The sequence below is a fragment of the Streptomyces sp. NPDC088766 genome, assembly GCF_044750845.1.
Taxonomy (GTDB): domain Bacteria; phylum Actinomycetota; class Actinomycetes; order Streptomycetales; family Streptomycetaceae; genus Streptomyces.
The window spans coordinates 40,540-54,196 of the sequence record NZ_JBIVKQ010000030.1 but is presented as its reverse complement, the minus strand read 5'-3'; the positions used below and the strand labels follow the sequence as shown (position 1 = coordinate 54,196).

Genomic DNA, 13,657 nt, shown 5'->3' with positions numbered 1-13,657 from the left:
CAGACCCGGGAGCCGCGCGGAAGTCATCGGTGGTCGACGTTCTTTCGCGTTCTCCGCGCGGATTCTCGAACGGCTCCGCACGGGGCCTCGGGCGGCTCAGGGGGTCAGCGGGAGGGCGGCGAGCGCCGCCACGGTCAGCGTGAGCGGGACGAACAGCGTGGCGAGGGCACCGGCCCGGAGTGCCGCCGCGCTGCGCAGCACGGTGGACGGGGCGCCGAGGCGGAGCAGGGCGGCCGTGGTGTCGGCGCGGGCCTGGCGGGCCTCGACGGCGGTCGTGAGGAGCGTGGCGAGGGCGCAGCCGGCGACCAGGGCCGCGCCGAGGGTGGTGAGCGGGCCGAAGGGCGGGTCGGCGGGGCCGTGCAGCGCGGCCATGGTGTACGCGCCGGAGGCGACCGCGCACAGGATGCCCAGGGGGGCGCCGATGCGGGACGCCTCCTCCATCAGGCCGCGGCCGGCGAGGAGGCGGAGGGCGCCGGGGCGGGCCGACTGCAGGACGCGGCCGCAGAGGTGGGTGAGGCCGGGGCCGGCCACGGCGAGGCCGATCGCGGTGAGCGTCCAGCCGAGCAGGGCCGCGGTGGGACCGGTGGGGCCGCCGGGGAGGGTGAGCTGGTGGCCGGGGGTGCGGCCGGCGTAGGCCTCGACGGCGAGGCCGGCGGCGAGGAGGGCAGCGCCCCAGGGGAGGCCGGCGGGGTCGGGGCGCGGGGGTTCGGGCGGGGTGTGGTCGGGGGCGCGGGCCGGGGTGTCCCGGGCCTCGGCGTCCCCGTCCGGGGCGGCCATGGTCACGGTGCGCCGGGGGCGCCGGGTGTCCCCGTCCGGGGCGGTCATGGTCGCGGGGTGAGCGGGTTGCCGGGGGTCGCCGTCGCCGTCCGGGGCCGGCGTGGTCACGGCTCGGCGGGCCTGCCTCGCGCCGAACCTGCCGTACGCGCCGAACGTCTCCCGGGCGCCCGCGGAGGTGGTGAAGCGGCGGAGGGCCAGGCCCGCGCCCCGGGCGGTCCCGGTCTGCCGGTTGTCCCGGGGGCGGAGCGTCAGGGCCACCGTCAGCGAGGCCGCCGCGGGGGTCAGGGCCAGGAGGGTGAGGGCGGCGGGCAGGGGCAGCGGGACGCCCGCCGCCAGGAACGATGCCGCCGCTCCGTCGAAGGGCATGCCCGTGAGGTCGCCGCGGAGGTGGAGGAAGAGGAGCAGGGCCAGCATCGAACCGAGCGCGGTGGACAGGGCCGTCGTGGTCGCCGCGATCGCCATCAGGCGGGCGGGGCCCAGGCCGATCGCCGCCAGGCCGGGGCGGGGCCGGGTGCCGGGGTCGGTGCGGGCGACCGCGAGGGCGAAGTGGACGGTGGCGGCCAGTGGGACCGCGCACCAGGCCAGCCGGAGCGCCGCGCCCGCCGGGGCGTCGGGGTGGCTCAGGGCGTGGCCGAGGGTGCACAGCAGGAGGAAGCCGGTACCGGCCGAGGCCGTCGCGACGAGCAGACGGCGCAGTTGGACGGCCGGACGGGCGCTGCGGGTCAGGCGGAGAGCGAGCACGTCGCCCGGCCTTCCGACTCGGTGACCGGCGGCAGGTGGACGGTGCGCACCCGGCGTCCGTCCAGGAGCGGGACCGTGCGGTCGGCGAGGGCCGCGGTCTCGGCGTCGTGCGTGGCCAGGACGACGGTGATGCCGTGCGAGCGGGCCGCCGTGGTCAGTGTGCGCAGCACGTGGCCGCGGTCCGCCCGGTGCAGGGGGGCCGTCGGTTCGTCCGCGAAGAGGACGGACGGGGCCGGGGCGAGGGCGCGGGTGATGCACACGCGCTGGCGTTCGGCCTGGGTCAGTTCGTGGGGCCGCAGGCGGTACTTGTCGCCGACGTCCAGGCGTTCCAGCCACTCCAGGGCGGCGGCCTTGGCTCGGCGGCGGCTGGTGCCGCGCAGCATCAGGGGCAGGGCCGCGTTCTCCCAGACGTTCAGCTCCGGGACGAGCGCCGGCGCCGGGTCGATCCAGCCGAAGCGGTCGCGGCGGAGCCGCTCGCGGGCCATCGGTCCCATGGTGTGCACGGGGACGCTGTTGAACCACACCTCGCCGCGCTGGCTGCGGGCCAGCCCGGACAGGCAGTGCAGCAGGGCCGTCTTGCCGCTGCCGCGCGGGCCGGTGACGGCGAGGATCTCGCCCTCCCGCACGCCGAGCGACACGCCGCCCAGTGCGGGGGAGCCGTCGGGGTGCGTGTAGTGCAGGGCGCGTGCCCACAGCACGTCGTTGTCCGGCGGGGCCTCCATGGGCGTACACCTTCGTTCAGATCCGTAGTTCCCGTGTCGTTCCCCCGTCCGGGGGAACGAAGGCCGGGCCGATCGGTCACTGGCACGCTAGGCAGCCCGGGTCGGGCATCCGGACAGCACACGGCCCCGGGCCGCCGTTTCTCACTCGAACGGACGGCACCGGGGCCGGTGTTGATCACCTGAGAGGAAGATCCCCACGGCTCGGCCGGGGATCGGGGATCCCCGGGAGGCCGTCAGAGCTTCGTCCACGCCTCCGTCAGGGTGGCGCGCAGTATCTGCTCGATCTCGTCGAAGGTCTCCTGGTCGGAGATCAGCGGCGGGGCGAGCTGGACGACCGGGTCGCCGCGGTCGTCGGCACGGCAGTACAGGCCGTTGTCGAAGAGGGCTTTGGACAGGAAGCCGTACAGGACGCGCTCGGTCTCCTCGTCGCTGAAGGACTCCTTCGTCGCCTTGTCCTTGACCAGCTCGATGCCGTAGAAGAAGCCGTTGCCGCGGACGTCGCCGACGATCGGCAGGTCGTGCAGCTTCTCCAGGGTGGCGCGGAAGGCGCCCTCGTTGTCGAGGACGTGCTGGGTGAGGTTCTCGCGCTCGAACAGGTCGAGGTTGGCGAGGCCCACGGCCGCGGAGACCGGGTGGCCGCCGAAGGTGTAGCCGTGCAGGAAGGTGTTGTCGCCCTTGTAGAACGGCTCGGCCAGGCGGTCGGAGATGATGCAGGCGCCGATCGGGGAGTAGCCCGAGGTCATGCCCTTGGCGCAGGTGATCATGTCCGGTACGTAGCCGAACTTGTCGCAGGCGAACATCGTGCCGAGGCGGCCGAAGGCGCAGATGACCTCGTCCGAGACGAGCAGCACGTCGTACCGGTCGCAGATCTCGCGCACCCGCTGGAAGTAGCCGGGCGGGGGCGGGAAGCAGCCGCCGGCGTTCTGGACCGGCTCCAGGAAGACCGCGGCGACGGTGTCCGGGCCCTCGAAGAGGATCTGCTGCTCGATCTGGTCGGCGGCCCAGCGGCCGAAGGCCTCGGGGTCGTCGCCGAAGATCGGGGCGCGGTAGATGTTGGTGTTCGGGACCTTGTGCGCGCCCGGGACGAGCGGCTCGAAGGGGGCCTTGAGGGCCGGCAGGCCGGTGATGGACAGGGCGCCCTGCGGGGTGCCGTGGTAGGCCACCGCGCGCGAGATGACCTTGTGCTTGGTGGGCTTGCCGGTCAGCTTGAAGTACTGCTTGGCGAGCTTCCAGGCGGTCTCGACCGCCTCGCCGCCGCCGGTGGTGAAGAAGACCTTGTTCAGGTCGCCGGGCGCGTGGTGGGCGAGGCGTTCCGCCAGCTCCACGGCCTTGGGGTGGGCGTAGGACCACACCGGGAAGAACGCCAGCTCCTGCGCCTGCTTGAAGGCGGTCTCGGCCAGTTCCGTGCGGCCGTGACCGGCCTGCACCACGAACAGGCCCGCGAGACCGTCGAGGTAGCGCTTGCCCTTGTCGTCGTAGATGTGGGTGCCCTCGCCCCGGACGATCGTCGGGACGGGAGCGTTCTCGTACGAGGACATGCGGGTGAAGTGCATCCACAGGTGGTCGTACGCGGTGCGGCTGAGGTCCTTGGTGCTCACGGTTATCGGGTCCTCACGGTTATCGGGTTCCCCACATGTAGGTCTGCTTCTTGAGCTTCAGGTAGACGAAGCTCTCGGTGGAGCGCACGCCGGGCAGCGCACGGATGCGTTTGTTGATGACGTCGAGCAGGTGGTCGTCGTCCTCGCAGACGATCTCGGCGAGGACGTCGAACGAGCCCGCGGTCATCACCACGTACTCGACCTCCGCCATGTCGGTCAGCGCGTCGGCGATCGCCTCGGTGTCGCCCTCGACGTTGATCCCGACCATCGCCTGCCTGCGGAATCCCACGGTGAGCGGGTCCGTGACGGCGACGATCTGCATCACGCCCTGGTCGAGCAGCTTCTGGACGCGCTGGCGCACGGCCGCCTCCGACAGGCCGACGGCCTTGCCGATCGCGGCGTACGGCCGGCGGCCGTCCTCCTGGAGCTGCTCGATGATGCCGAGGCTGACGGCATCCAGGTGCGGGGTGCCGTTCTTGGACTCGCGGGAGTCCCGGTGCTCTGCGCTTCGACTGGCCACGGCGTCACTCTGCACGACGTATCGACAGTTGCGCAAGGCGCGGGCGATGAAATTCGTTGTTTACGTGACTGAGACTTGCGGATTTCGCAGCGGTGGCGCGATCGGGGGTGTTGAAAACGTCAGTGTGCCGATTAGGGTGGGTGTCTCATTGATTGGACAGTTCGACCCTGACACAGGAGGCCGGCAGTGAGCACGGAGCTGCGTGGGCTGCGCACCCTACGGAATTACATCGCCGGTGAGTTCCGGGACGCCGCCGACGGACGCACCACCGAGGTGGTCAACCCCGCGACGGGCGAGGCGTACGCGACGGCACCGCTGTCCGGCCCGGCGGACGTGGACGCGGCCATGGAGGCCGCCGCGGCCGCCTTCCCGGCGTGGCGCGACACCACCCCCGCCGAGCGACAGAGGGCCCTGCTGAAGATCGCGGACGCGTTCGAGGAGCGCGCCGAGGAACTGATCGCCGCCGAGGTGGAGAACACCGGCAAGCCGATCGGCCTCACGCGGTCCGAGGAGATCCCGCCGATGGTCGACCAGATCCGCTTCTTCGCGGGCGCGGCCCGGATGCTCGAGGGGCGCTCGGCCGGCGAGTACATGGACGGCATGACCTCGATCGTCCGCCGCGAGCCGGTCGGCGTCTGCGCGCAGGTCGCGCCGTGGAACTACCCGATGATGATGGCCGTGTGGAAGTTCGCCCCGGCGATCGCGGCCGGCAACACGGTCGTCCTCAAGCCGTCGGACACCACTCCGGCCTCCACCGTCCTGATCGCCGAGATCGTCGGCTCGATCCTGCCCAAGGGCGTCTTCAACGTCGTCACCGGCGACCGCGACACCGGCCGTCTGATGGTGGAGCACCCGATCCCGGCGATGGCGTCCATCACCGGCTCGGTACGCGCCGGCATGTCCGTCGCCGAGTCCGCGTCGAGGGACCTCAAGCGCGTCCACCTGGAGCTGGGCGGCAAGGCGCCGGTCGTCGTGTTCGAGGACACCGACATCGCCAAGGCCGTCGAGGACATCTCCGTGGCGGGCTTCTTCAACGCCGGCCAGGACTGTACGGCGGCCACCCGCGTCCTGGTCCAGGAGGCCGTTCACGACGAGTTCGTGGCGGCGCTGGCCAAGGCCGCGGCCGAGACGAAGACCGGGCAGCCGGACGACGAGGACGTGCTCTTCGGCCCGCTGAACAACCCCAACCAGCTCCGGCAGGTCACCGGCTTCATCGAGCGCCTCCCCGCCCACGCCAAGGTCGAGGCGGGCGGCCACCGGGTCGGCGACAAGGGCTACTTCTACGCCCCGACCGTCGTCTCCGGCCTCAAGCAGGACGACGAGATCATCCAGAACGAGGTCTTCGGCCCGGTCATCACCGTCCAGACCTTCACCGACGAGGACCAGGCCGTCGAGTACGCCAACGGCGTCGAGTACGCCCTCGCCTCCTCGGTGTGGACCAAGGACCACGGCCGGGCGATGCGCATGTCCAAGAAGCTCGACTTCGGCTGCGTGTGGATCAACACTCACATCCCGCTCGTCGCCGAGATGCCCCACGGCGGCTTCAAGAAGTCCGGCTACGGCAAGGACCTGTCGGGGTACGGCTTCGAGGACTACACGCGGATCAAGCACGTGATGACGTCGCTGGACGCGTAGGCCTCCGGCGGTTGCGCCGGTCCGCTCCGGTCCGGCAGCTCCGGGCCGGTCCGCTCCGGTCCGGCAGCTCCGGGCCGACCGCGGCGGTCCGGCTGCGGCGGTCCGGCCGGCCGTCGCGTCCCGTCTGTGGCGCGCGGCGGTCCGGCTCGGCCCCGGTTCGCGCGTGTCCGCGCCGCCTCCATTCGCGGTGCGCCGGTACGCGCCGCGCCCCGGCCGTCGCATCCCGGCCGCGGTGCTCCGGACCGGTCTGCTCTGCGGTGGTTCAGCCCGGCCCGCCGCACTCCGGCCCGCCCGCCCCCGGCGGTCCGGCCGTCGCGTCCCGCTGCCCCGGACGGTGGTCACGTCCGGGGCAGCGCCGTGTTGCCGCTTTCCACGCCGCCGCCCGCCCGGCTTTGCCATCTCTTTGCAACCTGTGTTCCCGCTGTCTCGTCTCTCCGCTCGATCCGTCACGCAGCCCGTGCGGACCGACGAAGGAGAGCGACACATGCGATTCACACGCCGAACCGGCTTCCACGCCCTGGCAGTCGCGGGCACCGCCCTGCTGATCGGCGCGGGGCCCGCGTTCGCCGACGGGGGGACGCCCACGCCCGCCCCGTCCACCCCCGCGACCGCCCCCACCCGCGCCCCCGCCGAGGCGACGCCGGTGACCGAACCCACTGTGATGCCGGACTCCCGGAACCAGGTCCCCGTCGTCCCCCGCGGCGCCGCCGACACCGGTGCGGCCGCGACGGCCGCGCCGTCGTCCGGTGCCGACGCGGTGATCGGCGGCGGGGTCGCCGCGGCCCTCGCCGCGGGCGGCGCCGGGGTGTACGTCCTGCGGCGCCGGAGGACGACCGGCGCATGAGCCCGTACTCCAGGCGCGCCTTCCTCGCCGCGGCCGGCGCCGGCCTGCTCGCGGGCTGCACCGGCGGCCACCCGGCCGACCGGGCCCCGGGCACACCGCCCTCCTCGCCGCTCACCCCGTCCGCTCCCCTGCCGGGGGGCGGGGCGGGGGCGGCACGCCCGCCGGGGCGTTCGGCGCCCGTCGCCCTGCGGATCCCGGCCATCGGGGTCGACACCCCGGTCGTACGGCTGGGCCTTCAGGCCGACGGCAGCGTGGAGGTGCCCGCCGTCACCGCCGACGACCGGGCCGGCTGGTACCGGTACTCGCCGACGCCCGGCCAGACCGGGCCGTCGGTGATCCTCGGCCACGTCACGGTCGGGAAGTACGGGGACGGCGTCTTCCGCCGGCTCGACCGGCTGCGGCCCGGCGACGGGATCACGGCGCGCCTGGAGAACGGCACGAGCGCGGACTTCGCGGTCACCGCCGTACGGACCGTCGGCAAGGCCGAGTTCCCCACGGCCGACGTCTACGGGAACGTGGACCGGCCCGAGCTGCGTCTCATCACCTGCGGCGGGCCGGTCACCGGGGACGGGTACCGCGACAACGTGATCGTGTTCGCGGTCCTGACCTCTGCGGGAGAGCGGTGAAGCGGTCCCGTGAGAGGGCGGCGGCCGAACTCTTCGCCGCCCTCTACCCGCGCCTGGCCGGCTGGTGCCGCCGGCTCGTCGACGACGACGAGACCGCCCACGAGATCGCCTCGGAGGCGTTCACCCGGCTCTGGGCGCGCTGGACGGCGGTCGCCGAACCGCAGGGCTTCCTCTACGTCACCGCGGCCAACCTGGTCCGCGACCACTGGCGCAAGCTCGAACGCGAACGCCGGGCCGTGCGCCGGGCGACCGTGGAGGCCGCGGTCAACCCGCCCGCCCCGCCGGCCGACCCCTCGGTCCGGCTGCTCGTGCAGTCGCTGCCGGACCGGCTGCGGGTGCCGATCCTGCTGCACTACTACGCTGACATGCCGATCCGGGAGGTCTCCTTGCTCACCGGACGCAAGGAAGGAACCGTCAAGGCCGATCTGCACGCGGCCCGCGAACTGCTCCGCGCACACCTGGGGAGAAGCCTTGATCACGCACGCTGACGACGCCGACGACGGCACGCGCGCCCCCGACGACCCGCTGACCGTCATCCTGCGGCCCCCCGCCGGCCACCTCGCCCCGCCGCCCGGCCGCTACGAGGCGGTCCGTCGCGGCGCCGTCCGCCGTCGGCTGCTGCGGACCGCGGTGGGAGTGGGAGCCACCTGCGCGCTCGCCACGCTCGTCGTCCTGCCGCTGCGTTCCGGCGGACAGGACGGGCCGGCCGCCCCGGTGGTCCCGATGGCCCCGCCGCCCGCGAGCAGCCCGTCGGCCGTGCCGACCCCGTCGACGTCACCCGTACCCACCTCGGACCTCGCCCGGCGAACCCGGGCCCCCGGCCCCACCACCGCGCTGCCCACGCCCGGCCCCGACCGCACCGGGCCGCGGCAGCGAGCCGCGCCGTCACCGCCCGAGTCGCGGCAGCGGGCCGCACCGTCGCCGTCCACCGAACCGACCACGTCGTCGAGCGCGCCGTCGAGCGCGCCCTCGGAGGCCGCCACGCGCCGGTGAGCCCGCCCTCGCGCCGCGGCCGAGGACGGGGTCCGTGCCGGGGCCCCTGCGAAGGGCTCAGGCGCGGCCGGGGCCGGTGCCGGGGCCGGTGCCGGCGCCGGCGCGGGGCGGACCGCAGGCGCCCGGTCCGGTGCCGGGCCGCCCGGTGCCCCTCACCGTGTGAACGCCAGTGCCGTCACCGACGCCGTCACCACCGCCACCGAGAGGACCGCACCCGTTCCCATCAGGCGGGCCAGCGGCACCCGTACGCCGTGCGCGTGGCAGCGTTCGTACCAGAGCAGGGTCGCCAGGGAGGCCCACGGGGTGATCAGCGGACCGGCGTTGGTGCCGACCAGCAGGGCCAGCAGCTGGTCGTGGTTGGCCAGGGGGACGGCCGCCTCGCCCGCCAGGTAGACGGGGAGGTTGTTGAGGACGTTGGACAGGCCCGCGCCGACCGCCGCCGCGCGGAACATGCCCGCGAGGCCGCCGTCGTCACCGATCGCGGAGGCCAGCAGGGTGTGCAGGCCGTTGGCGTTGACGGTCTCCACGACCAGGAACATGCCGGGGACCATGACCAGCAGCCGCCACGGGATCAGGGAGAGCCGCAGCGCGGCGCGGTCGCGTACCGCGAAGGCCACGACGACGACCACGGCGGCCGTCGCCGAGGCCAGCCACAGCTCCACGTCCGCGACCAGGATCGCGAGCAGGAACCCGCCGCAGGCCAGCGCGCAGGCGCGGAACAGCACCGGGTCGGCGGGCCGGTGCGGACCGGGCGGCGCATAACGGCCCGCGCCCCGCGCATCCGGACGGGCCTCGGGCCGTACGTCCGCCGCGAGCGCCGCGCCCGGCCCGGTGCCCGGGGCCGTCTCACCGGGCCCCGGCGCGCCCCGCCGTCCCCGCCGCCAGTAGAACCCCCACAGGCAGGCCGCCGTCACCGCGATCGCCGCGAGCTGCGGGGCCCACATGCGGCCCGCCAGCCCCGGCGGGGACAGTGCGACCCGGTCCGCCGCCAGCAGGTTCGTCAGGTTGGAGACGGGCAGCAGCAGGCTCGCCGTGTTGGCGAGCCAGACCGTGGTCATCGCCAGGGGGAGGGCTGCGATGCCGACGCGGGCGGCCATCGCCAGCATCACCGGGGTGAGCAGGACCGCCGTGGTGTCGAGGTTCAGGGCGATGGTGGTGACGGAGGCGAACGCCACGCAGAGCAGGAAGAGGAGCGCGTACCTGCCTCGGCCGGCGCGGGCGACACCGGCCGCGACCACGTCGAAGACCTCGGCGCGGCTGGTCAGCTCGGCGAGCACGATCACCGTGCCGAGGAACGCCACCAGCGGGGCGACACGGGTCATCGCGTCCGAGGCGGAGCCGGTGGGGAGCAGCCCCGTGGCCACGCAGACCAGTCCGGCCGCGAGGAGACCGATCGCCACCCGGTCCAGTGCATGAAGACGTCGCAGGACAATCACGCCCGAAAGGGTCGCACATCCGTGCCCCGCTGTTGTCGGGAGTCCCTGGCGGTGGGCGGCTCACGGCCGCGGGCGCCGCAGGGGGAGACGCAGGGGAGGGGCGCGCCGGGCGGGCTCAGTGGCCGTGCGAGCTCTCCTCGTGGGTGCCGGGGCCGCTCTCGGGTGCCGGTGCGGCGCCCGTCCGTACCGTGAACGCCGCGGTGCGGACCGTCCCGTCGATCTTGAAGTCGAGGAACAGCCGGTAGGTGCCGGTGCTGGGCGCGGTGGCCGCGAACGACACCTCGGGCCCGGACGTCTTCTCGCCCTCGGCCTCCTCGTGCGGGTGGACGTGCAGGTAGGCCAGGTCGCCGGAGCGCAGGGCGACCAGATGGCCGTAGGCGCCGAGGTAGGGCTCCAGGCCGGTGACCGGCCGTCCGTCCCGGCGGACGGTGAAGGTCAGGTCGCTCTCCCCGCCCGCGGCGAGCGTGCCCTCCAGGGCGACGGTGTAGCCGTCGACGGTGGCGGTCGCCGCGGGCGCGGGCGGCCGGCTCGCCCGGTACGGCCCGGTGACCGACAGGTCGGAGCCGAGGGTGAGGCCCTCGCTCCCACCGGCCGGCACGAAGTCCGCGAAGACGCGGTAGCCGCCCGCGGCAGGCAGGTCCACCGGTGCGCTCCAGGTGCCGTCGGCGGCCCGGACGGGATGCAGGTGGCGGTACGTCGTCAGCTCGCGTGAGGCGACGATCAGGTGCAACTGCTTGCCGTGGGCGGTCTCGTAGCGGGTCACGGGGTCGCCGCCGGCGTCCCGGACGACGAAGCGCAGGCTGCTCTTCCCCGCCGGTACGGCGGTGGTCTCCAGGTCCAGGGAGTAGCCGCTCTGGGACACCTGGAGGCCGGCCGGCAGGAGGCTCCCGGCCGAGGGCCTCGCGGCCGGCTCCGGGCTGTGGCTCCCGGTGTGTCCGGCGGCCGTCGCCCCCGGGTCGGCCGGGCCGAGTGCCGTGCCGACCCCGTAGGCGGCGCCGAAGGCCGTGGCCAGCGCCGCCGTGAACGCGCCGATCTTCTGCAGGGTGTTCATACCGGGCTCCCGACTCGTCTCTCTGTCTGCCATGCATACCCATGGGGGTATACGCGGGTCAGCTTATACCCCCCATGGGTATGAGGGAAAGGGGAGCGGGTCCGGCGGCGTGGCGGGTGCCGACCCTGTTTTGAACATGTTCAACTCGTGGGCGTAAGGTGCCCGCATGAGCGACAGAGCCGCCCTTCTCCGGGGCATCCGAGCCTGGCTTGCCGTCTTCGTCGTCTGCCTGGTGCTCAGCGGCGCCACGGCCTTCCCCCTCGTGCACGAACTGCACCGGACCGAGGACCTGTTGCGGGCCCTGTCCGTGCCGGAGCACCTCCCCGCCCTCATGGACTGGATCGTGCGGGTACGGCAGGGGCTCGACGTGGTCGACGCCGAGTACCCCTTCGTGCTCTACGGCACCGACTGGCTGGCCTTCGCGCACCTCGTCATCGCGGTCGCCTTCCACGGCCCCTACCGGGACCCGGTCCGCAACGTCTGGGTCGTCGAGTTCGCGATGATCGCCTGCGCCGGGATCATTCCGCTGGCCCTGATCTGCGGGCCGATCCGCGGCATCCCCTTCTGGTGGAGCGTGCTGGACATGTCGTTCGGCGTCCTCGGCGTGATCCCGCTGTACGTCGTGCGGCGCAAGATCAAGCGGCTGGAGGCGCTCACCGCCCCCAACGCCTGGACCCCGGCGACTGCTTGAGGGCGGCGAGGGCGATGCGCTCGGCCACCGGGTTCATCCCCTCGCCCTTCGCGTCCGTCGCGTCGACCGAGCGGACCAGTGTCCAGCCCGGGTCCCGGGTTCCGGGTCCCGGCGACCATCGCGTTGCAGCCGTACCGGCCGCCCGCCGCCCGCCCGCCGCTCGCTCGCCCGCCGCCGGTCAGCCTCTGTCGCGGAGGGCGCGCAGGACGTCGATGCGGTTGGTGGTGATCGAGTCGACGCCGAGGTCGATGAGCCGGCGCATGGAGCGGCGGGTGTCCGGGGTCCACACGGACAGCAGCCGGCCGTCCCGGTGGATCCGGGCGACCATGTCGCGGTCGACGAGGGAGAAGCGGTAGTTGAGCCAGCGGGGTCCGACCGCCGCCAGCAGCGCGGGCCGCGGCGGTGCCAGGCTCGTGCAGGTCAGGGCGATCTCGGCGGACGGGTCGGCGGCCCGGACGGCGAGCATCGCGGTGGCACCGGCGCAGTAGTAGACGCGCTCCGCCGCCCCGGCCTCGCGGACGGCGTCCACCACCCGGCGCGCCGTCCGCACCTCCCGGGTGCCCGGCAGGTCGATCATCACCCGGCTGTCCCCGGTGGCCGCCAGCGCCTCCGCCAGCGTCGGCACCCCGCCCTCCGTCAGCCCGCGCACCTCGGCCGCCGACAGCGACAGCAGCGGCCGGTCCCGCTCCCACAGCCGCTTCAGCGTCTCGTCGTGCAGCAGCACGGGCACACCGTCCCGGGTGAGCCGTACGTCGATCTCGACGGCGTCCGCGCCCTGTTCGAGCGCGGAACGCAGTGAGTCGAGGGTGTTCTCACGGACGCGGTAGGGGTCGCCGCGGTGGGCCACGGCAGTCACGGTCTGCATGGGCCCATTGTGGTGGTGGCCGGGGAGCGGGGCAGCCGTCAGGGGGCGAGCCACTTCGTGGTGTACCCGTCGATCTCGGCGGCGATCCTCGCCTTGCCGGGCCCGTCGAGGAAGGACGCCTCGACGGCGTTCTTCGCGAGGTCGGCCAGCCCGCGCTCGTCCAGGTCGAGGAGGCGGGCGGCGACGTCGTACTCACTGTTCAGGTCGGTGCCGAACATGGGCGGGTCGTCGGAGTTGATCGTCACCAGGACGCCCGCCTCGACGAAGTCCCGCAGCGGGTGCTCGTCGAGGGTGCGGACCGCGCGGGTGGCGATGTTGGAGGTCGGGCACACCTCGAGCGCGACGCGGCGCTCGGCGAGGTGGGCGAGGAGCTTCTCGTCCCGCGCGGAACTGGTGCCGTGCCCGATGCGCTCGGCGCGCAGATGGGTCAGGGCGTCCCACACCGTCTCCGGTCCGGTGGTCTCCCCGGCGTGCGGAACGGACCGCAGCCCGGCCGCGATCGCCCGGTCGAAGTAGGGCTTGAACTGCGGGCGCGGTACGCCGATCTCGGGCCCGCCGAGGCCGAAGGAGACCAGCCCCTCGGGGCGCAGCCGGTCGTCGGTGGCCAGTCGTGTCGTCTCCTCGGCGGCCTCCAGGCCGGCCTCGCCGGGGATGTCGAAGCACCAGCGCAGGATCGTGCCGAACTCCGCCTCGGCCGCCTTGCGGGCGTCCTCGATCGCGTCCATGAAGGCACGCTCGTCGATGCCGCGGCGGGTGGAGGAGAAGGGGGTGATGGTCAGCTCGGCGTAGCGCACCTGCTGGCGTGCCAGGTCGCGGGCCACCTCGTACGTCAGCAGCCGGACGTCCTCCGGGGTGCGGATCAGGTCCACGACCGAGAGGTAGACGTCGATGAAGTGCGCGAAGTCGGTGAACGTGAAGTAGTCGGCCAGCGCCTCCGGGTCGGTGGGGACCCTGGAGTCCGGGTGCCGGGCGGCGAGTTCGGAGACGATCCGCGGGGAGGCCGATCCGACGTGATGGACGTGCAGTTCGGCCTTGGGCAGGCCGGCGACGAAGGCGTTCAGGGTCAAGGGGTCCTCCCCGGGACGGCACCCCGGGCCACGCGGGCCGGCGGGGGTGCGGGTGATCGGCTGATCGGTGGGACGGCATCATCGTAGGCGG

General features: G+C 73.8%; 14 protein-coding genes. 6 read left to right on the top strand and 8 right to left on the bottom strand.

Annotation, left to right across the window (positions count from 1 at the left end):
• Positions 1-96: 96 nt before the first annotated feature.
• The 4 genes from ACIP5W_RS31300 to ACIP5W_RS31285 all read right to left on the bottom strand — a co-directional run bounded on the left by ACIP5W_RS31300 (position 97) and on the right by ACIP5W_RS31285 (position 4,373).
• Positions 97-1,518, bottom strand: a complete 1,422-nt coding sequence (locus tag ACIP5W_RS31300) for a hypothetical protein (RefSeq protein WP_401480692.1) — start codon at positions 1,516-1,518, stop codon at positions 97-99.
• Positions 1,500-2,240 carry an ABC transporter ATP-binding protein gene (locus ACIP5W_RS31295; protein WP_401480690.1) on the bottom strand — a complete coding sequence of 247 codons (741 nt, stop codon included), beginning with the start codon at positions 2,238-2,240 and terminating at the stop codon, positions 1,500-1,502. The genes ACIP5W_RS31300 and ACIP5W_RS31295 overlap by 19 nt, the downstream gene beginning before the upstream one ends.
• 233 nt (positions 2,241-2,473) lie before the next feature.
• Positions 2,474-3,838: an aspartate aminotransferase family protein gene (locus ACIP5W_RS31290; protein WP_401480688.1), complete on the bottom strand. Its 1,365-nt coding sequence runs from the start codon at positions 3,836-3,838 to the stop codon at positions 2,474-2,476.
• Positions 3,839-3,857: 19 nt separating this feature from the next.
• Entirely contained in the window at positions 3,858-4,373 is a 516-nt protein-coding gene (locus tag ACIP5W_RS31285; protein WP_401480686.1) for an Lrp/AsnC family transcriptional regulator, read from the bottom strand.
• Positions 4,374-4,544: 171 nt separating this feature from the next.
• On the opposite strand from ACIP5W_RS31285, the gene ACIP5W_RS31280 reads away from it, so the two are divergent.
• The 5 genes from ACIP5W_RS31280 (at position 4,545) to ACIP5W_RS31260 (ending at position 8,456) form a co-directional block, all read left to right on the top strand.
• Positions 4,545-5,993, top strand: a complete 1,449-nt coding sequence (locus tag ACIP5W_RS31280) for a gamma-aminobutyraldehyde dehydrogenase (RefSeq protein WP_401480684.1) — start codon at positions 4,545-4,547, stop codon at positions 5,991-5,993.
• Positions 5,994-6,477: 484 nt separating this feature from the next.
• Positions 6,478-6,837, top strand: coding sequence for a sortase-dependent protein (locus tag ACIP5W_RS31275; RefSeq protein ID WP_401480682.1), 360 nt, complete (start codon positions 6,478-6,480; stop codon positions 6,835-6,837).
• Positions 6,834-7,463, top strand: a complete 630-nt coding sequence (locus tag ACIP5W_RS31270; RefSeq protein WP_401480680.1) for a class F sortase — start codon at positions 6,834-6,836, stop codon at positions 7,461-7,463. The genes ACIP5W_RS31275 and ACIP5W_RS31270 overlap by 4 nt, the downstream gene beginning before the upstream one ends.
• The gene (locus tag ACIP5W_RS31265; RefSeq protein ID WP_401480678.1) at positions 7,460-7,951 is read left to right on the top strand and encodes an RNA polymerase sigma factor; all 492 of its coding nucleotides are present in this window, start codon (positions 7,460-7,462) and stop codon (positions 7,949-7,951) included. Before ACIP5W_RS31270 ends, ACIP5W_RS31265 begins: the two co-directional genes overlap by 4 nt.
• Positions 7,935-8,456, top strand: a complete 522-nt coding sequence (locus ACIP5W_RS31260; protein WP_401480676.1) for a hypothetical protein — start codon at positions 7,935-7,937, stop codon at positions 8,454-8,456. The genes ACIP5W_RS31265 and ACIP5W_RS31260 overlap by 17 nt, the downstream gene beginning before the upstream one ends.
• Before the next feature lie 152 nt (positions 8,457-8,608).
• Here the strand turns inward: ACIP5W_RS31260 and ACIP5W_RS31255 are convergent, their stop codons facing one another.
• Positions 8,609-9,865 carry an SLC13 family permease gene (locus ACIP5W_RS31255; RefSeq protein ID WP_401480744.1) on the bottom strand — a complete coding sequence of 419 codons (1,257 nt, stop codon included), beginning with the start codon at positions 9,863-9,865 and terminating at the stop codon, positions 8,609-8,611.
• Positions 9,866-10,007: 142 nt separating this feature from the next.
• Positions 10,008-10,943, bottom strand: coding sequence for a hypothetical protein (locus ACIP5W_RS31250; protein WP_401480674.1), 936 nt, complete (start codon positions 10,941-10,943; stop codon positions 10,008-10,010).
• A gap of 166 nt (positions 10,944-11,109) precedes the next feature.
• Between ACIP5W_RS31250 and ACIP5W_RS31245 the strand changes: the two genes are divergently transcribed.
• Positions 11,110-11,634, top strand: a complete 525-nt coding sequence (locus ACIP5W_RS31245) for a hypothetical protein (protein ID WP_401480672.1) — start codon at positions 11,110-11,112, stop codon at positions 11,632-11,634.
• A 178-nt stretch (positions 11,635-11,812) separates the two neighbouring features.
• Here ACIP5W_RS31245 and ACIP5W_RS31240 read toward each other — a convergent pair whose 3' ends face one another.
• Both ACIP5W_RS31240 and ACIP5W_RS31235 read right to left on the bottom strand, forming a co-directional pair.
• Positions 11,813-12,499, bottom strand: a complete 687-nt coding sequence (locus ACIP5W_RS31240; RefSeq protein WP_401480670.1) for a glycerophosphodiester phosphodiesterase — start codon at positions 12,497-12,499, stop codon at positions 11,813-11,815.
• 38 nt (positions 12,500-12,537) lie between these two features.
• On the bottom strand, positions 12,538-13,623 hold the full coding sequence (locus ACIP5W_RS31235) for an adenosine deaminase (RefSeq protein ID WP_401480742.1): 1,086 nt from the start codon (positions 13,621-13,623) through the stop codon (positions 12,538-12,540).
• Between the last annotated feature and the right edge of the window lie 34 nt (positions 13,624-13,657).